This window comes from Pseudomonas sp. Bc-h (assembly GCF_002080045.1).
Taxonomy (GTDB): Bacteria; Pseudomonadota; Gammaproteobacteria; order Pseudomonadales; family Pseudomonadaceae; genus Aquipseudomonas.
This window is the reverse complement of sequence record NZ_MUIN01000009.1, coordinates 198,359-220,876: the sequence shown is the minus strand read 5'-3', so window position 1 is coordinate 220,876 and position 22,518 is coordinate 198,359. Positions and strand designations below refer to the sequence as shown.

Below are 22,518 nucleotides of genomic sequence, written 5' to 3'. Positions count from 1 at the left end.
AAAAATCAAACCGCTGATTAACAAAGCGGAGCACCAAACAAAGGACGCAATGAAGGGTGGATACAGCCACATTTTGAGGTTTTTGGGTAGCGCCTCTATTTCGCTACGCAGCGCTACCCCTCTCCAGATATATAACCTGGGCATCAAACAAACAAGGCAGACATGCCCGCATATGATAATCTCCCCAGCGACTCCAAGCCTCCTATGCAGGTCGCGATTTTGACGTATGATCAGACTGTTCTCAAATATCTGCTGCAGTCTATTCGACAGAATATGAGATGTGACACCTGTCCAGATTACAATCATCGGAAGGGGTAACATTACCACCAGTGTCACGACTTTCTCTATCACCGATCTAGTCATAAAGACTCTCATACATTATTTCACCGAGCGCTTCTCCACGATTTGAGCCAACCTCGCTACCCGCCCAACTCATTATTGCGCCACCCAATGCAAGACATACTGAAGCTCCAAGCCCTCTAGTGGCTGCGCCCATGATCACCACGCACGCGCTCTCCAAAGTAGTTGCACCGTAGTAGCCGGCGACAGCACCGCCACCCAAACTTCCGATCAACTTCCCTCCCTCCACATACCGCGCCTTCCTGCACTGTCGCTCATCCCCGGCAAGGCAAGCTTCTCTGATTTCAAGCGAAGTTGACGCCACATCAAGCGCGACGCCGATGTATCCACCTCGTTTAACGATAGTTGCCGCTTTCGCCACGCCAGCAACGGTGTCGGCGTAACGGGCGATTTCGCGTTGCTTCGAATAGCTCTTGGTCGACAGGCCCAACATGTCCTTGATGCGGGTGTTTCGACCCAGTCCCGAGCCGGTGCTGGCGTAGCTGTTCAGTTGCTTCTGGATGTTGGCTTCGAGCAGTGCGCGTTTTTGGAAGAATATGTCCTTGTTCTCGAGCTTCCCTGAAGAGAGGTGGGTTTTGTACAACGCTTTGATGTCTTGCAGGCTGCTTTCGATATTTCTAAGGTGTCGGCTCCAGCCATCGGAAGCGACGCCGGTCGCTATCGAGGTTCTGTCGAGGATGTCCTGCAGGAAGTCGTAGTTATCGAGGACGTAACTGTCGCCTTCCATGCCGTTGATAAGCAGCATGTGGTGCACTTCAGTGGCCTTTCTCATCAGGTAGGCCTCTTGAGCGGTGCACGATTTGGTCGAGTAGTCGCCAATGATGACCAGTTCGCCGGCGAGCACCACGCTGTCGCGGATATGCGCGTTGAGGGTGTCGAACTTGGCCAGGGATTTACCGGCGAGTGAAACGCTGGATTTCAGGCCCTGGTAGGTTTGCATTCGCGGGTTGATGAAGCTGTAGGGAGTGGCCATGGGATTCCTCAGGCGTATTTCTTGTAGCCGATTTGGTCCCAGCCACCTGTGGAACTTGCCGTGGCGGCCGTACGTTGATGACTGCCGAACTGATAGCCGTCGATTTCGATCCAGGTCTTGTGTTTGTAAGCCAGGGCCTCGCCACTGACCCCGTCGGTTTTGATGAATGCGTCTGACGCCATATTTTTTCTCCAGTGTCCTTACCGAAACGGTTCGGTACTGGAGTGTTCTGGTAAAGCAAGGCGTTGCGCAGCTGCCTGAGGCGTCGCAGGACGTAGGATATTTTTGATCTCGACAGTTAGTTTTCCTACAGACACCGCACCTAGATTTCTGAGGGGATGTGCTAAGTCCTGCAACTTCGCGATTTCTGTGAGAGACGCTGGAGGTCCCGATGGTACGGGCCGCGATTCGGGCGAAGCGGCGGATCGGCAACCTATTCGCTGCCGGATGAACCCTATCGCTGCCGTCGTGACCTCCGGCGTCTCCCACAAGGATGTACGCGTGACTGGAAATCAGGGCTTATCAACTGCCGGATTTCCACCCTCCACCCAACGCCACCGACAATCCGACACTGGCCTGCAAGCGGCTGGTGTCGACCACCTGCAATCGGCGTTGTGCCTGCAAGGCCGTGGTCTGGGCGGTGACCACGTCCAGATAATTGACTGCCCCGGCCTCATAACTGCTCATCGCCATGCGTTCGGCGCTTTGCGCGGCATCGACCGCGGCCTGTTGATCCTGCGACTCCTGCTGCAAGTCCCGCAGCTGCCCCAAATTGTCCTCAACCTCGCGCACGGCCTTTAGCACCTGGCTGTGGTACTGCGCGGCGGCTTCTTCGAACTCGGCCTTGGCCTGGCGTTCGTTGGCGCTGCGCCGCCCGCCGTCGAAGATCGGCAGGTTCACCAGCGGCCCCAGCGCCCAGTAACGGTTGGCGGCGGCAAGAAGATTGCCGCTGCCCTGAGTCTGCCCGCCAAGCAGGCCGGTCAGGCTGAAATCCGGGTACCACGCAGCCTTCGCCACGCCAATGTTGGCGTTGGCGGCGAACACCCGTCGCTCTGCCGCGGCGATGTCCGGACGTTGCTGCAACAGGCTGCCGGGCAGGGTTTGCGGGATCTGGGGAAGTTCCAGCGGGTCGGCGTCATGGGCGAGCGCAAAGTCGCTGGGCAAGACGCCGACCAGTTCAGCGATGGCGTGTTCGCTGAGGTTGCTCTGGGCCTTCACGTCATCGAGTTGCGCCTGGGCTTCGGCCAGCTGGCTCTGGGCGCGGGTCAGGTCCAGTTCCGAGGCGATCTTGCCTTCGTAGCGGTCGCGAGTCAGTTGCAGGGCCTGGGTGTAGTCGTCCAGCGAGGTCTTGAGAATCCGGCTCTGGGCGTCCAGCCCTCGGGCTTGCACGTAAAGGGTGGCCAACTGGCGTTGCAGGCTCAGGCGCGCCACCGCCAGGTCGTCGGCGGAGGCTTGGGCCTGTGCGTCACCGGCGGCCACCTGATTGCGGATCTTGCCCCACAGGTCCGGGTCGAAGCTCAGGCTGAAACCGGCCGTATCGCTGTTGTAGATCGATGGCTGGGTGTCACCGCGCAAGGGCCTGCGATCCGACTGACGCTGGCGCAACGGTGCGACGCTGGCGTTGACCTGCGCAAATAGCCCGGCATGCAGCTGGCTGGCATAGGCCTGGGACGCATTGTAATGGGCCAGTGCGGCCGCCAGATCGGGGTTGGCCTTGAGCAGCTGCTGTTGCAGGTCATTGAGTTGCCTGTCCTGAAACACCTCCCACCACTGGGCCTGCAATCGATCGGCGGGTTGCGCGGGGTGCCAGCCGCTGGCGGCTTCCTTGTAATGCTCGGGAAGCGAGACTTGCGGCACATGATAGGTCGGCGCCAGCGAGCAACCCTGCAGCGTCATCGCGATGATCAGGGCCAGACCTTCAAGCCTTGGGCGCATGCTCACCTCCGGCGTCGGCCAGTTGCACGGCGTCGTTTTCGCGCAGGGCATCGGGCGGGTTGTCGATCACCTTGTCGGAGGCCTGAAGCCCTTGATCGATCACCAGCCGGTCCCCTAGATCCATGGCGATGTGGATGTTGCGCAGATGCACATGACCGCCGCTGTCCATGGTCGCCACCTGCGTGCCCTTGGCGCGGAAAATCAGTGCGCTGGCGGGGATGCTCATGCCGTGGCTGCCGGCGGCAATCGGCAAGGTCGCGTCGGCGTAATCGCCGGGTAACAGCGCGCCATCGGGGTTGTCAGCCACGAACTGCGCGAGCAGCGTGCCGGAGCGCGGATCGACCGCCGTGGAATCGCCCATCAGCGTTGCCTTGTAGGTCTGTCCGGGATGCTCGGGCACGCTGAGCTGAACCTGCATGCCGGGGCGAATCACGCTGGCATAGTTTTGCGGAACCGGCACGTACAACCGCAGGCGGTGAGTGTCCGCCATGCTGAACAACGGTGTGCCGCCGCCATCGTCGGCCTTGATCAATTGGCCGATGTCGGTGTTGCGCGCGGTGATGGTGCCGCTGAACGGCGCGCGAATGGTCTTGTAGGCAGCGAGGTCCGACAGGCGTTGATAATCGGCGGCAGCGGCCTCCATGTCGGCCTTCGCAGCCGTAGCGGCAGAGGCCTTTTCGTCGACTTCCTGTTGCGACACTGAATGCGTGGCCAGCAGGTGTTGCCAGCGCGCGGCAGTGGTTTCGGCGATGCGCGCGGTGGCTTGTTGCTGGGCGAGATGGGCGCGGGTCTGCGCCAGTTGCTGATCCAGTTCGGGGCTGTCGATCTGCGCCAGCACCTGACCGGCCTGGACCTGTTTGCCAATGTCCGCGCTCCAGTCTTTCAGGTAGCCGCTGACCCGGGCGTTGATCGACGCCGTGCTCCAGGCTTCCAGTCGAGCAGGCAGTTGCAGGGTATCGCCTTGGGCATTCTGCGAAGGCGAGACCACGGTCACCACCGGCACCGACTGGGTTTCGGTCCAGGCCGCGACGGCGTGTTCATGGCGGGTACGTGCGGCCAGCCCGTTGGCGACCAACAGCGCCGCCAGGGTCAGACCGCCGACGCCGATCAGCATCAGGCGTTTGCGCGAAGGGGCGTTTTCAGACGACATGGGGTGTTTCTCCATCAGTAGCGTTTGCCTGGGTGGCAGCTGATTTGGGTTGCGAATGACGATGCACGAGGCTGAAGACCACCGGCACGAATAGCAGCGTGGCGGTGGTGGCAAGAATCAACCCGCCGATTACCGCACGGCCGAGCGGGGCGTTCTGCTCCTGGGAAATCGCCAGGGGCAACATGCCGATGATCATCGCCAGGGCGGTCATGCACACCGGACGAAAGCGCGTGTACCCGGCTTCCAGTGCAGCGAGTAACGCGTCGCCATGTTCGGCCAGACGCTCGCGGCAGAAGCTCACCACCAGAATCGAGTTGGCGGTAGCGACGCCCATGCACAGGATCGCCCCGGTCAATGCCGGAACCGACAGTGACGTGCCGCTGAGGAACAGCATCCAGACGATCCCGGCGAGCGCGGCGGGCAGGGCAGTGATGATCACAAACGGGTCGATCCAGGACTGGAAGTTGACCACGATCAGCAGGTAGATCAGCACCACCGCGCCCAGCAGTCCGAGACTCAGACCACTGAAGGCTTCATGCAGGGCGTCGATCTGGCCGTGCAGGCTGACCGTCGCGCCTTTGGGCCGCAGATGTGCCATGTCGTCGATGACTTTCTGCACGTCTTTGGCGACCCCACCCAGATCACGTCCCTGCACGTTGGCAAACAGGTCCAGGGTCGGCTGGATGTTGTAGTGGGTGACGACCGCGGGGCTGTCGACGCGCTTGATCGTCGCCAGACCGCCGAGAATCTGCGACTGGCCGGCGCTACCGGTGATCGGCAAGGCTTCCAGCGTCGGCAGGCTGTCCAGGCGGTACTGCGGGGTCGCTGCGACCACCGAATACGACACGCCGTTTTTCGGGTTCAGCCAGTAGGTTGGCGCCACCTGCGAGGTCCCGGCCAGCGAGGCGCCGAGGCTGGTGGTCACGTCTTTTTCGGTGATCCCCAGTTGTTTGGCCCGCAGGCGATCGACGTCCACTTGCAGTGACGGATAGCCGGTGGACTGCTGAATGCGCAGGTCAGCGATGCCGGGCACGTGCTGCAGACGGCGTTGCAGTTCCAGTGCATAAGCGCGGTTGGCGTCGCCGTTGGGGCCGGAGATTTTCAGATCCAGCGGGGCGGGGGCGCCGAAGTTGAGGATCTGGCTGCTGATGTCCGCTGGCATGAACGCGAACTGGCTGCCGGGGAAGCTTTGCGGCAGGGCTTCGCGCAGACGCTTGACGTAATCGGCGGTCGGCGCGTGATCGGCTTTGAGCGTAACCTGAATATCGCCATCCTGCGGGCCGATGGTGCCGCTGCTGCTGTAGGCCATGTCGATGCCGCTGAGCGGGATGCCGATGTTGTCGATCACGGTGTCCAGCTCGTTGGCCGGAATGATCTCGCGAATGCGCTGTTCGATGCGGTCGAAGGCGGCGGCGCTTTCCTCGATACGCGTGCCCAGCGGCAAGCGCACATGCATCGACAGGGCTCCGGCGTCGGTGGCCGGGAAGAAGTCTTCACCCAGGCTCGGCAACAGCGCGAAGCTCGCCAGCACGCAGGCCAGGAAACCCAGAAGGAAGGCTTTGCGGCGTTTCAGTGCCAGCCCCAACAGGCCGTGATAGACGTCGCGAATCGCCGAGAAGCGTCGCTCGAATCCCTGCTGAAACCGCAGCGCGCCGCGCAGGACAACATTGCGCTGACGGCCATGCTGGTCGCCCTCGTGGTGATTGATGAACGCGTCTTCCGGGTGATGGCCGGGGCCGCTTTCCAGCACGTGCGGCTTGAGCAGGAACATCGCCAGGGTCGGCACCAGCGTGCGCGACAGCAGGAACGAGCTGCCCATGGCGAAGATCACCGCCAGCGCCATTGGCCGGAACAGGTAACCGGCGATGCCTTGCAGCATGAACATCGGCACGAACACGATGCAGATGCACAGCAGCGAGACGAACGCCGGGCCGACGATCTGCCGCGCGCCGTCCATGATCGCGTCCTTGACCGCCTTGCCCTGTTCCAGGTGCCAGTTGATGTTCTCGATGGTCACCGTGGCGTCATCCACCAGAATCCCCACGGCCAGCGCCAGACCTCCGAGGGTCATGACGTTAAGCGTTTGCCCGGTGACCGAAAGCAGGGCAATGGCCGACAACACAGCCAGCGGGATCGATGCGGCGATGATCACGGTCGAGCGCCAGCTGCCAAGGAATAGCAGGATCATCACGCTGGTCAGCAGCGCGGCGATGATGCCTTCGCGAGCCACGCTGCCCACCGACTCTTTCACGAACACGGAAGCGTCACCCAGCAGTGAGGTCTTCAGCGCGGGTGGCAAGGTTTCGTTGATCAGCGGCAGCATGTTGCGGATGTCATCAACGATCGACAGTGTAGAAATATTGCCGTTCTTCAACGCAGGCATCAGCACCGCACGCCGGCCGTCGACCCGCACGATGTTGGTCTGCGGCGGCGAGCCGTCACGCACGTGAGCCACCTGGCCGATGGTGATCAGCGCGCCGTTGACGGTCTTGATCGGCAGGTCGTTGAGTTCGTCGATGGCTTTGGGGCTGTTGTTCAGCAGCACCGTGTATTCATCGCTGCCCATCTTCGCCGTGCCCACCGGAATGATCTGGTTGCCAGCGGCCAGCGCGTTGCCGACGTCCTGTGCCGACAGGCCCTTGGCCGCCAGCGCCTGGGGGTCGAGGTCGAGGGTGATCTGCCGTTGCTTGCCGCCCATGGGTGTCGGCATCGCCAGGCCCGGCACGGCGCTGAGGGGCAGGCGAATGCTGTTCTGCACCAGATCACGAATCCGCGCTTCGGACAGCGTGGGGCTGGAGAACGCCATTTGCAGGATAGGCACGGTCGAAGCGCTGTAATTGAGGATCAGCGGCGGGGTGATCCCGGCGGGCATCTGTTTGAGCACGGTTTGTGAAACCGCTGTCACCTGCGCGTTGGCGGTGCGGATGTCGACGCCCGGCTGGAAGAAAATCTTGACGATGCCCATGCCCGGTAACGACTGCGATTCGATGTGCTCGATGTCGTTGACCGTGGTGCTGAGCGAGCGCTCGTAGGTGTAGATGACGCGACCGGCCATGGCGTCCGGTGAAAGCCCGGCGTACTGCCAGACCACGGCGACGACCGGAATGCCGATGTCGGGGAAGACGTCGGTAGGCGTTTTGAGGGCCGCCATGGGCCCGACAATACAGATGAATATCGCCAACACGATGAACGTGTACGGCTTTAGCAATGCAGTCTTGACCAGCCCGAGCATGCCGCAAACCTCCCATTTCGAATCAGCGCAGTCTTGGTGCGAGCGCCTAACAGGCAGCTTTCAGCCAGATGAACAAATCGTTACTCCGGCGCACAAAGAGCTTTCATGGGGGATTCATTTGTTGTTCATCGGGGCGGCGCGCAGCCTTGCCGCGTCGAAGTCCAGCCTGTCTGTAAGGCTTCTTTTCACTTCCTTTTTCACTGCCTGAGGTGTGCGCCATGAAAGCCAGATCGTTGTTGCTTGTTCCCCTGTTGAGTGTCGTTGCGGTGCTGTCGGCGTGCGCCGGGCCGATGCCCAAGGCTGACCCGACCGAGGCCTGGATCGGCCTGCAGGAAGAACCTTCTGGCGTATTGATGGCCGAGGACGTGGACGGCAAGCGCCTCAACGACGGCCGCTACTTCGACGTCAAACCCGGCGCGCACAAACTCGACGTGAACCTCATCGTCGAAGGCGCCGGCAACAACGACGACCAGATGAACTGCGAGGCGGGTATCCAGTTCAGCCAGTTCAAGGCCGGCGAGCATTACAAGCTGGTGGAGTCGAGTCTGGGCGATGAGTACAGCGTCAAGCTTGAGGATTCGCAGGGGCACCAGATCGGGCATAGCAAGGATTTCACCTGCATGCCGGGGTGAACAGAGACGGATACGTCCTGCGTTGAGGTCTGGCGTGCGCCAGACCTGTTTCGCCTCCGGCGAGTTACTTGAAAAGACACCAAGTAACCAAGTTGATCGTACCCACGCTCCGCGTGGGAACGCCTGTCAGGATGCTCCGCATCCAATCTGACGCGGAGCGTCAGCCGCTGCGCTACCACGCAGAGCGTGGGAGCGATCACGTTAGGAACGTGTCTATCAGGAGGTTATGAAGAAGGCGTGGGAGCGGCAGGATCGAATCATCGAGAAAGCCCGCAACATGTGATGTGAATCCGATCAAGCAAAGCCGCCCTCAAGGCGGCTTTGTCGTTCAGGTCACCCTAACGCCAACACCTGCCGACACTCCAGCACCAGGCTTGCACCACCGGACGGGCTGTTGCCGATGCGCAGTTTGAAGCCATGCAGGCTGACGATGGCGGCGACGATGGACAGCCCAAGTCCGAAGCCGCTTTGCTGGTTACCCGTCTCGCTGCGATAGAACCGCTTGAAGACCGCCTCGCGCTCGGCATCGGGAATGCCGGGGCCGGTGTCCTGGACTTCCAAGAAAGTGGTCTCGCCCTCTGCGCGAGCGATCATCAGCACCTGGCCGCCGGGCGGGGTGAATTTGATCGAGTTGCTCAGCAGGTTCGACAGAGCCTCGAACAGCAACGCCCGATCACCCACCACTGGCGGCAGGTTGTCGGCGACTTTCAGTTGCAGCGAGACCCGACCTTCCTCTGCCAACGGCAGATAGAAGTCATGCAGCTCCTGCAGCAACGGCACCGGATCCAGCTGTCCGAAGGCCGAACGACGCTGGTGGTCCTCAAGCTCGGAAATTCGCAGCAAGCCGCGAAAGCGCGCCATCAAGGTATCGGCGTCGGCAATGACCTGGGCCATCTGCTCACCTTGCGGCGAGTCTTCGGCAGATTGCTGCTGGATCCGATACAACTGCGCGCGCAGTCGGGTCAGCGGGGTGCGCAGGTCGTGGGCGATGTTGTCGCAGACGCCCTTGACCTCGTTCATCAGGCGCTCGATGCGGTCGAGCATGGCGTTGACGATATCAGCGAGCATGTCCAGTTCGTCGCGCCGATTCGAGACCGGCAAGCGTTTGGTCAGGTCGCCGGTGACGATTGCCTCGGCGCTGGCCTGAATCGCGCCGATCCGCCGCAACGGGCGCTGACGCAACAGATGCCAGCCCAGGGCGCCGGGAATGATCGTCAGCGAGATCCCCCACGCCAACGCGCGCAGGATCAGCGTGGTTACCGCAAACAGCGAGCCGTTGTCGCGGACCAGAATCAGCCAGCGATCATCGAGGGTATGAATCGCCACGGCATCGCAACTGGCGCGGGGCAGATTGGGGTCGTCGGAGTCGATGCAGGTGTCCAGTTCCTGGATTTCGCCGGTCAGTTTCAGGCCTTCGGGGATCTCCTGGACCGGTCCGCTGATGGGTTTGAGATCCCTGTCGAACAGTCCGTAGGCGTCCACCGTGCGGATATCGAACTTGTCACTGGTGCGCAACGCATCGTCCAGTTGTGCGCCTTCGAAGCGCGAGAACAGCTGCTGGCGTTGCATCAGCGAGTGGCGGGCGAGAGTGTTCAGGTAACTGGTGACTTCCCAGTACAGCACCCCCATGAGGATGCTGCTCCAGGCCACGAACAGGAAACTGTAGAGCGCCAGCAGACGGCTGCTGGAGGAGCGCCAGCCCTTAGACGGGTTCGGCAATGACATAACCTGAGCCTCGAACGGTACGTATCAGCGGCGTCAGGGTAGGGGGATCGATTTTCTTGCGCAAGCGACCGATGTGCACATCGATGAGGTTAGTGCCGGGGTCGAAGTGATACCCCCAGACTTCCTCGAAGATCATCATGCGGGTGATGATCTGGCCGCTGTTGCGCATCAGAAATTCCAGCAGCTTGTATTCGGTTGGCAGCAGGTTCAGCGGCTGCCCGGCGCGGCTGGCTTCGCGGGTGATCAGGTTCAGCTCCAGGTCAGCGACCTTGAGCATGGTTTCGGCCTGGGTGCCCGGGTTGCTGCGGCGCAGCAATACTTCGACCCGCGCGGCCATTTCGTCAGAGGCAAAAGGCTTGGAGAGATAGTCGTCGCCACCGGCACGCAGACCGCGGACCCGCTCGTCGACGTCGGACAGGGCGCTGATCATCAAGATCGGCGTGGCAATGCCCAGTGCGCGCATGGTCGTGACAATCGCCAGACCGTCGACTTCCGGCAGCATGCGATCAAGGGTGATCAGGTCGTAATCGCCGCTGACTGCGCGCACCAGGCCTTCGCGACCATTGTCGACCCAATCCACATGAAGGCCATGGCTGCTGAGTTCAGCAACGATTTCCTTGGCGGTGACGGCATCGTCTTCGATTGTCAGGATTCGGGTCATTGGGATGTCTGAACCACGTAGTGACTGAAGGCTGTATTTTGCCTTTAAACGTAGTCGGTATTTCTTAAAAATAATTTAAGAAGCCGGTGGCGCCTTGATTTATGAATGAAACGCTTTACCTGTGAGAGAGCTTGCTCACGAAGAGCGCAGGTCAGGCGACGCAGCTTTGACTGAGCGACCGCCTTCGCGAGCAAGCTCTATCCCCACAGGTCTGGTTTGATTCAGGTGGTCTTGCGGGACTTCTGTTCCCCCTGAAGGGGGGCCGCATCGTTTTCGCGACGCTTGCCGGCATCGGCCTGCTTCTTCGGCGTACCGCTCTCACTGCGGATCTGCGCATGGCTGATCAAGGCGAAGATAAAACTGCCGCCAATGATATTGCCCGCCAGTGTTGGGCCGGCAAACACCAGCCAGAATTCTTTCCATGACAGCTCGCCGGCGAACACCAGATAAGACACTTCCGCCGAGCCGACCACGATGTGGGTGAAGTCCCCCAGTGCCATCAGGTAGGTGATCATCAGGATGATCCACATCTTGGCGTTTTCCATGGACGGGATCATCCAGACCATGGTCGCGATCATCCAGCCGGAAATGATGCCCTTGGCGAACATCTGAGTGGTGCCGTTTTCCATGACCTTGCGGCCGATCTCGAGAAAGGCCTCGTCGGTCTTGCTGTCGAAGATCGGCAGTTCCAGCATGACGTAGGCCACCAGCAAGGTGCCGCAAAGATTGCCGACCAGCACCACGCTCCACAGCCGCAGCAGGCGGCCGAAGTTGTTGAGCGTGGGTTTGGTCATGACTGGCAGGACGGCGGTCAGGGTGTTTTCGGTGAACAGTTGCTGACGCGCGAGAATCACCGCCAGAAAGCCCGCGCTGTAGCCGACGCTGGCGATGACCTTGAAGGCCTCACCCTCGGGCAGCCGGGAATTGAGCAATCCCATGGCCATCAGCGACAAGCCCATCGTCAGCCCCGCTGCCAGCGCCGACCAGAATAGCGCCGCCACATTGCGCTCTAGTTCCTGATCGCCCTGCATGCGGATCGTCTCGTGCAGGACGGCGGCTCGCGGTGGCTGGTTCTGGTCGATGTCGCGCTCTTCCTCAGGCGTAAGGCCCGGGGTCTTGCCGTCTTCTTTACTGTCCATGGAGGTTCTCTGGTTCTTCTCGGGGGGGGGGTGGACGGCCAGAGTTGCCTGAAGGGGTCTGCGCCGCACTGATGGTTCAGACCCGTTCCGCTCAGCGTCGTTCGCCCAGGCAATGACAGTGTGCGGAGCTACCCGATTACGGGCCGATCACCTGTAGCCGCACGGCTTGCCGACGGTAGCGATTTCAAAAACGCCACCGCCGGCAAGCCGGGCCGCTACAGGTCTGTCTTCAGGCGGACAAATCGGTGCTCTCAATGCGGACGACACCCGCCGCCTGCAAATCCTTCCACGCCTTGTCCAGGGAGCCGTTCAGATCGATCGCCTTGCACGCATCGGCAACGATCCAGGTGTTGAAGCCCGCAGCCCGTGCATCCAGCGCCGACCAGGCGACGCAGAAATCCAGCGCCAGGCCGACCACGAACACGCTGTCGATGCCGCGCTCCTTGAGATAACCGGCAAGGCCGGTCTGGGTGATGCGGTCAGCCTCGACAAACGCCGAGTAACTGTCGATCCCTGCATTGCAGCCTTTGCGCAGGACCAATTGCGCATGATCGATGGCGAGGTCTGCGTGCAGTGCCGCGCCGTGAGTGCCTTGCACGCAATGCTCCGGCCACAGGGTCTGCGGGCCGTAGGGCAGGGTGATGCTGTCGAACGGCGCACGACCGGCGTGGCTGGCGGCAAACGAGATATGCCCGGCCGGGTGCCAGTCCTGGGTGATCACCACATTGCGAAACAGCGCGCCGAGACGATTGATCAGCGGCACCAGCGCATCGCCTTCGGCCACCGCCAGCGCACCGCCAGGCATGAAGTCGTATTGCATGTCGATGACCAGCAGCGCGCAGCGCGGATCGGAGGGAAACAGGTTGAGGAAGTGGGTCATCATCGTGTTCCTTTGATGAATTTCAGCGACTACGCAAACACCCGAATCGGCTCACCCGCGTGCCAGGCCTGGATATCTTCAATCATCTGACTGAAGAACATCCGGTAGTTGTTCTCCGTGACGTAACCGACATGGGGCGTGGCCAGCAGGTTCGGCAGGCTGCGGAATGGATGATCGGCAGGCAGTGGCTCGATGCTGTAGACGTCCAGCGCAGCCCCCGCGATTTTCTTCTGCCTGAGCACCTCGACCAGCGCATCCTCGTCGACAATCGGCCCGCGGGCGGTGTTGACCAGATACGCCGTCGGCTTCATGCGATTCAGCGACTCGGCGTCCACCAGCCCACGGCTGCGGTCGCTGAGCACCAGATTCACCGAGATGATGTCCGACTGTTCGAACAGTGCCTGCTTGCTGACGCAGGTCACGCCATGTTCGGCGGCGCGCTCGGCGGTCAGGTTTTCACTCCAGGCGATCACCTTCATGTCGAAAGCCAAGGCGTAGCGGGCGATCTTCTGACCGATGCTGCCCAGGCCGACAATTCCCAGCGTCTTGCCATGCAGATCGCTGCCGATGCCGATCTGCCAATTGCCCGCACGTAGCGAATTGGCTTCATCGACGATATTGCGGGTGACGCCCATGATCAGCGCCCAGGTCAGCTCAGGTGCAGCGTATTTGTAGCTTTCGGTGCCGACGACGGTAATGCCCTGACGCGCAGCGGCCTTCAGATCCAGCGCGGCATTGCGCATGCCGCCAGTCACCAGCAGCTTGAGCCTGGGCAACTGGCTGAGCAGCGCGTCGTCGAAAATCGTGCGTTCACGCATCACGCAGATCACCTCGAAGTCTTTCAGGCGCGAGACCATGGTCGCGGTGTCGGCGGGGTATTCGTGGAGGAAGCTGACGTCGCCGATCGTGTTCAAGACTGTCCAGTCCACTACATCCTGGGCAACGGATTGCCAGTCATCGAGCACGGCAATTCTCAGCGCGGGAACCTGAGTCATTCGGTTAGGCCTCGTTCAAGGAGCACATTGGATTTGTGGCGCTCACACTACGCCTGAGCAAGTCCGAGTGGAACCCTGAACAGCGCATTCTCAAGCGTTCGTCCGGTCCGAGGCCGCCACCGGACTCTGTGGGCGCCGCCGGAGGTCACAGGTGATGCGCTCATCGATCACAGCGGGGCGGAGCTCAGTTAAACAACCCCGCCGCGATATTGATCGAGAAACCCAGAATCGAGGTATTGAACAGAAACCCGATCAGCGACTGCGCCAGCACCACTTTGCGCAGATCCCGGGTCGCCACCCCCACGTCAGAGGTCTGCACCGCCACGCTGATGGTGAAAGAAAAATACAGAAAGTCCCAGTAGTCGGGGTTCTGCTCGCCATCGGCGAAACGCAGGGCTGCATCTTCGCCGTCCCAGGTGTAGAACATCCGCGCGTAGTGGAGGCTGAAAATGACACCGATCAACAGCCATGAGCCGAGGATCGTAAAGCCGGTAAAGGCGTAATGCAGCGCCTTGTCGCTGGCACTCATCCCTTTGATTCCGGCGAGTTCCAGCACGATGGCGGCAAGGCTGGCAATCGCTGCGACGCAGACCACCATCAGCACCAGCCCGGCGTTCTCGTCCTCGACCTCGGCGATGCGTCTGACGTCCTCGGCGTTGGATTTGAACGTGCGTTGCATGATCAGAATCATGTAGATCCAGCCCGCGACGTTCCAGGCGATCAGGCATTTGCTGGTCAGCGTGATCTCGGGCGCGATGAAGGCAGAGGCGATTCCCGCCGCAAAGCCGAGGCCGATGGCGATGGTCAGGCGAGGGTGAGTCTGGGTCAGGTGGGACATGGAGGGCTTCACGGCAGCGATATGCGCAAACCTTAGCACGCCGAAGTCGTTGCAGCGGGGGAAGAAAAACGGCGCGCAAGGGGTTACGCGCCGGTCGCCATATGGCAGTTAACGTGGATCGGTTACAAACAGCCCCGGCGCTTAGCGCACCAGGCAAGGCTGCTTGTTATTGAAACTCCAGTTCGGCACCAGGAACTGCATGGCAACGCTGTCATCGCGCGCACCCAGGCCCATGCCTTTGTACAGCTCGTGGGCCTTGCCGACCTGGTCCATGTCGATTTCGACCCCCAGGCCCGGCTTCTTCGGCACCTGCACGTTGCCGCCGACGATCTGCAGCGGGGCTTTGGTCAGGCGCTGACCGTCCTGCCAGATCCAGTGGGTGTCGATGGCCGTGATGTTGCCCGGTGCAGCGGCGGCGGCGTGAGTGAACATCGCCAGCGAAATGTCGAAGTGGTTGTTGGAATGCGAACCCCAGGTCAGGCCCCACTCGTTGCACATCTGCGCCACGCGCACCGAACCCTGCATGGTCCAGAAGTGCGGGTCGGCCAGCGGGATGTCCACCGATTGCAGCTGGATCGCATGACCCATTTCACGCCAGTCGGTGGCGATCATGTTGGTCGCGGTGCGCAGACCGGTAGCACGGCGGAATTCAGCCATGACCTCGCGGCCCGAATAGCCGTTTTCCGCGCCGCACGGGTCTTCTGCGTATGCCAGCACCTTGTGTTGATCGCGGCACAGGCGGATGGCTTCCTTCAGCGACCAGGCGCCGTTCGGGTCCAGGGTGATGCGCGCTTTCGGGAAGCGCTCGGCCAGCGCCGTCACGGCTTCGATTTCCGCATCGCCGCTGAGTACGCCGCCCTTGAGTTTGAAGTCTTCGAAACCGTATTGAGCGAACGCCGCTTCGGCCAGACGCACGACGCCTTCGGGGGTCAGCGCCTCTTCGTGACGCACGCGGAACCACTCGTTGTCGGCGTCGTTTTCGGTGCGGTACGGCAGGTTGGTTTTTTTCTGGTCACCGACGTAGAACAGGTAGCCGAGCATCTTCACTTCATCGCGCTGCTGGCCTTCGCCGAGCAGGGCGGCGACCGGCACTTCCAGATGTTGACCCAGCAGGTCGAGCACCGCGGCTTCGATACCGGTGACGGCGTGAATGGTGATGCGCAGGTCGAAGGTCTGCAGGCCGCGGCCGCCGGAGTCGCGTTCGGCGAAGGTGCGGCGCACATCGTTCAAAATCTTCTGGTAATTGCCGACCGTGCTGCCGACCACCAGCGAGCGGGCGTCTTCCAGGGTCTGGCGGATCTTCTCGCCGCCAGGGATTTCGCCGACACCGGTGTGGCCTGCGTTGTCCTTCAGAATCACGATGTTGCGGGTGAAATACGGGCCGTGGGCGCCGCTCAGGTTGAGCAGCATGTCGTCGTGGCCTGCCACCGGGATGACGTGCATCTCGGTGATGACTGGGGTGCCGCCGTTGTGCTGTGTGGTCATGGCTAAATCCTTGGGTCTACAGGGCGCCACGCGGGCGCCGTCAAAACGAGGTTCAGGGCTTTGAAGGTTCAGAGCATCAGGAATGGCTGGGCGTGGCGTTGACCTTGGCCACCGGCACCGCGCCCGGCTTGGGCGTGGTGCGTACGGTGAACACCAGGATCGCGGCGATGATCGAAGTCGCGGTCAGGCCGTACAGGCCGCCCTGAATCGAGCCGGTCTGCTGTTCAAGGATGCCGAAGGTGGTCGGGGCGACGAAGCCGCCAAGGTTACCCACCGAGTTGATCAGGGCGATGACGCCGGCTGCGATGCGCGCATCCAGATAGCCCTGAGGGATCGGCCAGAACAGCGAAGAGGCCGATTTGAAGCCCATCGCCGCGAAGCAGATAGCGACGAAGGCGAACACCGGGCCACCCGTGGTGGACATGAACATGCCGGCAGCGGCGATCAGCAGCGCGGTGGCCACCCAGGCCTGCTGGTGCTTCCATTTGGCTGACATGGCGGCGAAACCGTACATGCAGACGATGGCGATGAACCAGGGGATCGAGTTGAACAGGCCGACCTGGAAGTCGCTCAGGTCACCCATTTTCTTGATGATGCTCGGCAGCCAGAAGGTGGCGGCGTAGATCGTCAACTGAATGAAGAAGTACATCAGGCAGAACAGGATGATCTGTGGGTCCTTGAGCAGCTTGCCGATGGACAGCTTTACCGGATTTGCCGCTTCACGGGCCTTCTGCTCGGCATCGATGGCGTTGACCAGTGCGTCCTTCTCGGCAGCGCTCAGCCATTTGGCATCGTGGGGCTTGGAGTCCAGCCAGAACCAGACGAAGAAGCACAGCACCACCGAGAACATGCCTTCAATGAAGTACATCCACTGCCAGCCGTGGAAACCCAGACCTTCGATCTGCAGCAGCAGGCCGGAGAGGGGGCCGGAGATCAGCGAGGCGAACGCCGAGCCACTGAGGAAAATCGCAATCGCCTTGCCGCGTTCGACGCCAGGCAACCAGCGGGTGAAGTAGTAGATCACACCCGGAAAGAAACCGGCTTCGGCCACCCCCAGCAAGAAACGCAGGATATAGAAGTGGGTTTCGGTCTGAATAAAAGCCATGCCGCAGGCAACCAGACCCCAGGTGAACATGATCCGGGTCAGCCAGATGCGTGCGCCGACTTTCTGCAAGAGGATGTTGGAGGGGACTTCGAACAGCGCGTAAGCGATGAAGAACAGGCCGGCACCGAAGCCGTAGGCGGCAGCGCCAATACCCAGATCATGTTCCATGTGACTACGCACGAACCCGATGTTGACCCGGTCGATATAGTTGACGATGAACATGATGACGAACAGCGGCAGGATATGACGTTTGACCTTGGAGACCGCCGACTGCAACACGGAATCCGGGGCGTCATCCACCCGTGATGAGGATGTGTTCACGCTGATTAACTCCCACTGATTATTTTTATGCGGGTTGTTACTTCTAATGTGTGTGACAAGGTGTGTGCGCCTTGTTGCCAGTCATCATACAAGTACGGTGGCGCTCCGCAAGCGATTTTGCGGGCCTTGTGGGAAATTTTTCGAAGGAATATTCTTGCCTGTCTGACAAGTTGGATGAGTAGGTCGACACGCGTTTGGCCTCGGATTAATGAGGGGTTTGCGCACGGCGAGTGCCGTTTTCACGATAACGGCTGATCGCCTGGTCAAGCCCGTCAGGTTAAAAAAATACAAGTGGGCCGAGGCTGATTTGCGGCTCTGATGATGTCACTGATCGGACAACTGCCCATGCAAGCGCCTGAACGAACGCTACCCAAACGACGGCAACACAACCTGGCGACGGATCTGGTCACCGATCTCAGTCAGCGCATCTTGATGGGCTCCATCGCGCCGGGTGAGAAGCTGCCCTCCGAAAGCGAGATCGTCCGCGAGCATGGTGTCAGCCGAACCGTGGTGCGGGAGGCGATTTCCAAGTTACAGGCGTCCGGTCTGGTGGAAACCCATCAGGGCAAGGGCACCTTCGTGCTGCAACGCTCGGAACAGAGCGGCCTGCACTTGAAAGTGGAGACGGCGTTCAGCGTGCGGCACATCATCGAGCTGCGCATGGGTCTTGAAACGCAGTCCGTGGCGCTGGCAGCCCAGCGTCGGACCCCTGAGCAATTGTCGGCCATGCGCATGGCGCTGGATGACTATCAGGACCTGCTGGCCAAGGAGGACAGCTGCGTGGAGGCCGACCGACGTTTTCATCTGCTGATCGCCGAGGCGACCGGCAATCCGTATTTCGTCGAGATCCTGCACAACCTGGGCAATGCCGTGATTCCCCGCAGCCGCATTGCATCCAGCGAAAGGGCGGGGAGCAGCCTCACCCATCACGCCTATCTGGCGAACCTCGAACATGAGGCCATCCTGGCCGCGATTCGCCGGCAAGACCCGGATGCTGCGCGGGCCGCGATGTGGACGCATTTGAGCAACAGCCGCGAGCGCCTCGCGCCGGTGGAGTGAGTTGAATATCTCCACAGTGCGTCGGCTTGGCCTGCACCCTCTCACAGGTCAGTGTCGTCTGCTGGGAGGTTCATCAACCAGCGAGAGCGGTGCGCTAGATCTTTCGCCGTTCAAAACCCCCATCATTACCCCCATCTGCCACTCGAAATACGGATTGAACGTCAGCCGCGCGAACACCTTGCCCGGCTCGCGATGTCCCCAATCCGAATACCACACCGGGCCGCCATTCAGGCATTTGTGCATGTCTTCGGCCTGCTGTCCGTTCCAGCAGATCCGCTGCTTGCCATCCTTGCCGTACAGCGCGTCGTCGGGCGAGAACATCAACCCCATGTGCGAGAACTGCGCGATGCGGTATTGCGGCAGGTAGTCATTGCGCACCAGCACCCGTGGCGTTTTTGCGGCTGGCGCCGGCGTGTCGCCATACCAGATCAGCCGACTGGTCGGGTTGCGGAAGCGGGTGTTGAAGTTGTCCAGCACATAGGCCGTATCGAGCACTGAATCGTGCTGGGTAATGGCGATGAACACCGGTTTGTCGTAAGGCCGCTGTTCGATATGGTCCTGAGCCAGCAGCGCGCTGCGATAGAACTGGGCAAAGCCGTTGGTGGGCACGTTGAGGTAGCGAACCGGCGTCTGCATGGGCCGGACACCATCGTCCGGTTTTGCCAGCCACGGACGAAACCAGCCGATGTACTGGGTGAGCCAGGCGTAGGTGTTTTCTGGGCGGAATGCCGGAGAAAACAACACCAGCCCGGCAATCTCCGGATGCTCATAGGCGTAGTCCAGCACCAGATCCGCGCCTGTGGAGAACCCGCCCAGATACACCGTCGGCACCTCGCGCTGCATGATCTGCGCCTGCTCGCGGACCACTTCCTGCCACTGTTTGAGCGTCACATCGAGCATGTCCGAAGGCTTGCTGCCATGCCCGGGCAGCAGCACCGAGCGCACCAGAAACCCCTGGTCAGCCAGCTTCTGCCCGACATCGTTGAACGAAAACGGCGAATCGCCGAGGCCGTGGACCAGCAAAATGCCTCGCTTGGCAACGCCATCCGGTCGCCATTCACGCGGTGCATTCCATTCAAGCTCGGCGCCATGGTCGTCGGTCTGAAAGGTCCGGTTTGCCTGCATCCAGGCGAGCGTCTGCTGGCGATACTCGGCAAAACTCGCCTGCCCCAGCGGCGCATCGCCGGACGCGCAGGCTTGCAGGGTCAATAGCGACAGCGATAGGGCGAGGTGGGGAAGGCGCAAGTGGCGGGCTGCTCTGTGCATCACTGAATGGCTTACTCGCTGACTGAGAGAAGAATTTCTGACGACAATGTTCGGCACTGTGCCATGGCGTTTGCGCGCTGGGTATCGGGGGCTCACATTCTGATGCAGGAACTCGCCGCAAAAATCAGGCAGACTCCCCCCACCAACAAAAACAAGTCGTGATGTGTATGAACCTTCTATCCCCTCGCTCGCCGGATGTGCCTCATGTTCGCCCTTGATCATGCCCTGGCCCAGGACATCGTCGATCGGGCGATGGCGATCTTGCCGTTCAACGTCAATGTCATGGATTACCTGGGCATCATCATTGGCAGCGGCGAAGCGGAGCGGTTGTACACGCGGCACGAGGGGGCGCAACTGGTGCTGGCCAACAGTCGGGTGGTGGAGATCGACTCCCATACCGCTCGGCAATTGAACGGCGTGCGGCCGGGAGTGAACCTGCCGTTGATGCTGGATCAGAAGCTGGTGGGGGTGCTGGGCATCACCGGCGAGCCCGACGAGGTGCGGGTTTACGCCGAGCTGGTGAAAATGACCGCCGAGATGTTGATGGAGCACCGGCGTCAGCAGGCCGATCAGCAGTGGCGGCATCAGCGCAGTGAGGATTTGCTGTCGCGTTTGCTGCTGGGCGACAGTGCCGGGCATCTGGTCGAGGAGGCCGAGCAGCTGGGTTTGCAGCCGCAGTTGCCGCGTCAGGCGGTAGTGATCGAGCTGCCTGCTGACACGACTTACGCCGGGCAACTTGCCGCCTGGCTCAACGGCCGTTACGCCAACAGTTGGTGCGTGTCCTGCGAGCCGAGTCTGGTCTATTGGTGTCGGGCGGCGGGCAAGGACCGCGACGATGCCTTGCTCCTTGAACAGTTCGATGAGCAGGGCTGGCCGGTGCTGCGCATGGCGACGGTCGAGCCTTCGAGCGACCTGGCATCGCTGCGTAACGCCTGCGCTGGCGCCCGCGACCTGCTCGACTACGCTCGCCACGTTCAACCGCAACAGAAGCTGTTGCGGCTGGCGAGTCATCGGCTCTCGGTGTTGTTCTGGCGAAACCGTCACGACTGGCTGGCTGAAGGTGTGGCCGAACCCGTGACCCGGCTGCAAGGCAACGGGCAACTGCTCGACACCCTGCGCGCCTGGTTCGATTACAGCGGCGAAAGTCAGGCCTGTGCCGACGCACTGGGCATTCACCGCAATAGCCTGCGTTATCGCCTGGAAAAGATTGCCGAGGTCAGCGGTTGCGACCCGTATCGCACCGATGATCTGTTGCGCTTGTATCTGGGGATGCAGATGGTGGCGCGAGTCTGAGCGGCGCGGATCGCTAAAGATCGACCGCCTCAACCACCTCGACCCGCCCGCGCACGCGCTTGGCCCGGTACAGCGCCTTGTCCACCGAGCGCAGCAACGCTTCGAAGTCTTCCCGGCTGTTCATCGACGAAGTCTGCGCCAGTCCCGCACTGAAGCCGATAGGCAAGGGCAGTGATGGCGTGGGCTGCTCGCTGTTCAGGGCTTCGCGCAGGCGACTCATGAACCCCTGCGCCTGAGCGATATCCGTCCCGGGGAAGACCAGCAGAAACTCCTCGCCGCCCCAGCGCACGAAGATATCGTCTTTGCGAATCAGCCGCGTGACGGTGCTGGCGAACACTTGCAGTGCCGTATCGCCGGCAGCGTGACCGTGCTGATCGTTGATACGTTTGAAGTTGTCCAGGTCGATCATCGCCACCGACAGCGGGTAGCGCTGCGGGCCGTTCTGACGCCGCTCCTGAAGAATGGTCGACACCGCACCTCGACGGTTGAGCGCGCCGGTCAGGGTGTCGGTGATGCTCAGTTGTACCACCTGCTGGCGCAGCTGCTCCTGCAGCATCAGCGCGAAACTCAAGGTGAACAGGAACGAGACCATGAAATCCATCGCCAGCGCGGGCAGAGAGAACATGTCCGGTTCATCGAAACTCAACGGCGGTGGGGGTTCCAGCGTCAGGATTACGGTCGAATGCGCATGGAAAATCAGCAGCGCCACATGCCCGGTCAGCAGTGCCCACGCACCGCGAAAGCGTTTCCTCAAGGGCCAGGTCACGTAGAACTGGATGCCGATGGTGATCACGCAGAACAGAAAGAACCACGACAGCATGTATTCGTTGTGCAGCAGCGCACTGGCGCCGATGCCGTAGATCAGCACCGGAGCCAGTAGCGTCCGTGCGTGCCACTGAACATTGCAGCGCTGGTCGGATAATTGATGCAACGCCAGGGTGTGGCAGCCGATGGCGAGCAGCAGCCCGGCAGTATTGGCGATAAAGGCCGTCTGTGGCGACAGTATGCCGAGCCAGTCGTATTCGGGCGCGACTACGCCCGGCTGTAGCAGATCCACCGCGCGATAGACTGCGAGCACCAGATCGCCGGCGATCCACCAATGCAGCGGCGCACGATGGTCGCTGGTGCCGACATACGACAGGCAGAGCATCAGCGTGGTCATGAGTCCGAAGGGGATGATGATGAAAAGCAGGGTAACCGGATCGTTCAGGAGCATAAGGCTGCAGCTTTCATCATCAAGAGGCGGGATCTGACCTTATATGGCGGAGCATTCAGATCCGGTCAGAGACCCTGTAAAAATAGTGGCTATATAGTGTCATATCTGGCGGGTAATGTGGCTGAATCGCCCGCGACATATTTATCTTTATAGAGAACAACCGGCAACGCGTCGATTGGCGCTCGTCGCAGCGCTGCTTTTTGTTCGTATGAACAACTTGCCGAATCACCTGTTGTGCGAAGGTCAGGCGGAA

At 61.1% G+C, this 22,518-nt stretch carries 19 protein-coding genes; 4 read left to right on the top strand and 15 right to left on the bottom strand.

What is annotated here, in order from left to right:
• Window positions 1–355: 355 nt before the first annotated feature.
• The 5 genes from BWR59_RS17605 to BWR59_RS17590 form a co-directional block, all read right to left on the bottom strand.
• On the bottom strand, window positions 356–1,333 hold the full coding sequence (locus BWR59_RS17605) for a hypothetical protein (protein WP_081566914.1): 978 nt from the start codon (window positions 1,331–1,333) through the stop codon (window positions 356–358).
• A gap of 8 nt (window positions 1,334–1,341) precedes the next feature.
• Complete coding sequence (locus BWR59_RS32045; protein WP_143490858.1) at window positions 1,342–1,515, bottom strand: type VI secretion system tube protein Hcp; 174 nt, start codon at window positions 1,513–1,515, stop codon at window positions 1,342–1,344.
• A 340-nt stretch (window positions 1,516–1,855) separates the two neighbouring features.
• Complete coding sequence (locus BWR59_RS17600; RefSeq protein ID WP_081566913.1) at window positions 1,856–3,268, bottom strand: efflux transporter outer membrane subunit; 1,413 nt, start codon at window positions 3,266–3,268, stop codon at window positions 1,856–1,858.
• Window positions 3,252–4,418, bottom strand: a complete 1,167-nt coding sequence (locus BWR59_RS17595) for an efflux RND transporter periplasmic adaptor subunit (protein ID WP_081566912.1) — start codon at window positions 4,416–4,418, stop codon at window positions 3,252–3,254. Before BWR59_RS17595 ends, BWR59_RS17600 begins: the two co-directional genes overlap by 17 nt.
• Entirely contained in the window at window positions 4,408–7,650 is a 3,243-nt protein-coding gene (locus BWR59_RS17590) for an efflux RND transporter permease subunit (protein WP_081566911.1), read from the bottom strand. Before BWR59_RS17590 ends, BWR59_RS17595 begins: the two co-directional genes overlap by 11 nt.
• Here BWR59_RS17590 and BWR59_RS32425 point away from each other — a divergent pair.
• Together BWR59_RS32425 and BWR59_RS17585 are read left to right on the top strand one after the other, a co-directional pair.
• Entirely contained in the window at window positions 7,586–7,858 is a 273-nt protein-coding gene (locus tag BWR59_RS32425; protein ID WP_168184494.1) for a hypothetical protein, read from the top strand. The two genes, BWR59_RS17590 and BWR59_RS32425, sit on opposite strands and share 65 nt — an antisense overlap.
• Window positions 7,859–7,868: 10 nt before the next feature.
• On the top strand, window positions 7,869–8,282 hold the full coding sequence (locus tag BWR59_RS17585) for a hypothetical protein (protein WP_081566910.1): 414 nt from the start codon (window positions 7,869–7,871) through the stop codon (window positions 8,280–8,282).
• Window positions 8,283–8,615: 333 nt separating this feature from the next.
• Here BWR59_RS17585 and BWR59_RS17580 read toward each other — a convergent pair whose 3' ends face one another.
• From BWR59_RS17580 to BWR59_RS17545, 8 genes are all read right to left on the bottom strand, one after another.
• The gene (locus BWR59_RS17580; protein WP_081566909.1) at window positions 8,616–10,007 is read right to left on the bottom strand and encodes a HAMP domain-containing sensor histidine kinase; all 1,392 of its coding nucleotides are present in this window, start codon (window positions 10,005–10,007) and stop codon (window positions 8,616–8,618) included.
• The gene (locus BWR59_RS17575) at window positions 9,985–10,668 is read right to left on the bottom strand and encodes a response regulator transcription factor (protein ID WP_081566908.1); all 684 of its coding nucleotides are present in this window, start codon (window positions 10,666–10,668) and stop codon (window positions 9,985–9,987) included. The genes BWR59_RS17580 and BWR59_RS17575 overlap by 23 nt, the downstream gene beginning before the upstream one ends.
• Before the next feature lie 221 nt (window positions 10,669–10,889).
• Complete coding sequence (locus BWR59_RS17570; protein ID WP_081566907.1) at window positions 10,890–11,807, bottom strand: formate/nitrite transporter family protein; 918 nt, start codon at window positions 11,805–11,807, stop codon at window positions 10,890–10,892.
• 229 nt (window positions 11,808–12,036) lie between these two features.
• Window positions 12,037–12,687, bottom strand: coding sequence for a bifunctional nicotinamidase/pyrazinamidase (pncA, locus tag BWR59_RS17565; protein WP_081566906.1), 651 nt, complete (start codon window positions 12,685–12,687; stop codon window positions 12,037–12,039).
• 29 nt (window positions 12,688–12,716) lie between these two features.
• Window positions 12,717–13,682: a D-2-hydroxyacid dehydrogenase family protein gene (locus BWR59_RS17560; RefSeq protein WP_081566905.1), complete on the bottom strand. Its 966-nt coding sequence runs from the start codon at window positions 13,680–13,682 to the stop codon at window positions 12,717–12,719.
• Window positions 13,683–13,866: 184 nt separating this feature from the next.
• Window positions 13,867–14,520 (bottom strand): DUF1345 domain-containing protein, encoded by a 654-nt coding sequence (locus BWR59_RS17555; protein WP_081566904.1) that lies wholly within the window; start codon window positions 14,518–14,520, stop codon window positions 13,867–13,869.
• Window positions 14,521–14,661: 141 nt separating this feature from the next.
• Entirely contained in the window at window positions 14,662–16,005 is a 1,344-nt protein-coding gene (gene gudD, locus BWR59_RS17550; protein WP_081566903.1) for a glucarate dehydratase, read from the bottom strand.
• Window positions 16,006–16,081: 76 nt separating this feature from the next.
• Window positions 16,082–17,431: an MFS transporter gene (locus BWR59_RS17545; RefSeq protein ID WP_081566902.1), complete on the bottom strand. Its 1,350-nt coding sequence runs from the start codon at window positions 17,429–17,431 to the stop codon at window positions 16,082–16,084.
• Between the two features lie 345 nt (window positions 17,432–17,776).
• Here BWR59_RS17545 and BWR59_RS17540 point away from each other — a divergent pair, with 345 nt between their 5' ends.
• Window positions 17,777–18,490 (top strand): FadR/GntR family transcriptional regulator, encoded by a 714-nt coding sequence (locus BWR59_RS17540; RefSeq protein ID WP_081567173.1) that lies wholly within the window; start codon window positions 17,777–17,779, stop codon window positions 18,488–18,490.
• 48 nt (window positions 18,491–18,538) lie between these two features.
• Here BWR59_RS17540 and BWR59_RS17535 read toward each other — a convergent pair whose 3' ends face one another.
• Window positions 18,539–19,756 (bottom strand): alpha/beta fold hydrolase, encoded by a 1,218-nt coding sequence (locus tag BWR59_RS17535; protein ID WP_081566901.1) that lies wholly within the window; start codon window positions 19,754–19,756, stop codon window positions 18,539–18,541.
• A 204-nt stretch (window positions 19,757–19,960) separates the two neighbouring features.
• On the opposite strand from BWR59_RS17535, the gene BWR59_RS17530 reads away from it, so the two are divergent.
• Window positions 19,961–21,049 (top strand): sugar diacid recognition domain-containing protein, encoded by a 1,089-nt coding sequence (locus BWR59_RS17530; RefSeq protein ID WP_081566900.1) that lies wholly within the window; start codon window positions 19,961–19,963, stop codon window positions 21,047–21,049.
• 13 nt (window positions 21,050–21,062) lie between these two features.
• On the opposite strand, the gene BWR59_RS17525 is transcribed toward BWR59_RS17530, so the two are convergent.
• A complete protein-coding gene (locus BWR59_RS17525) occupies window positions 21,063–22,265 on the bottom strand; it encodes a GGDEF domain-containing protein (RefSeq protein WP_081566899.1) in 1,203 nt (400 codons plus the stop codon).
• Between the last annotated feature and the right edge of the window lie 253 nt (window positions 22,266–22,518).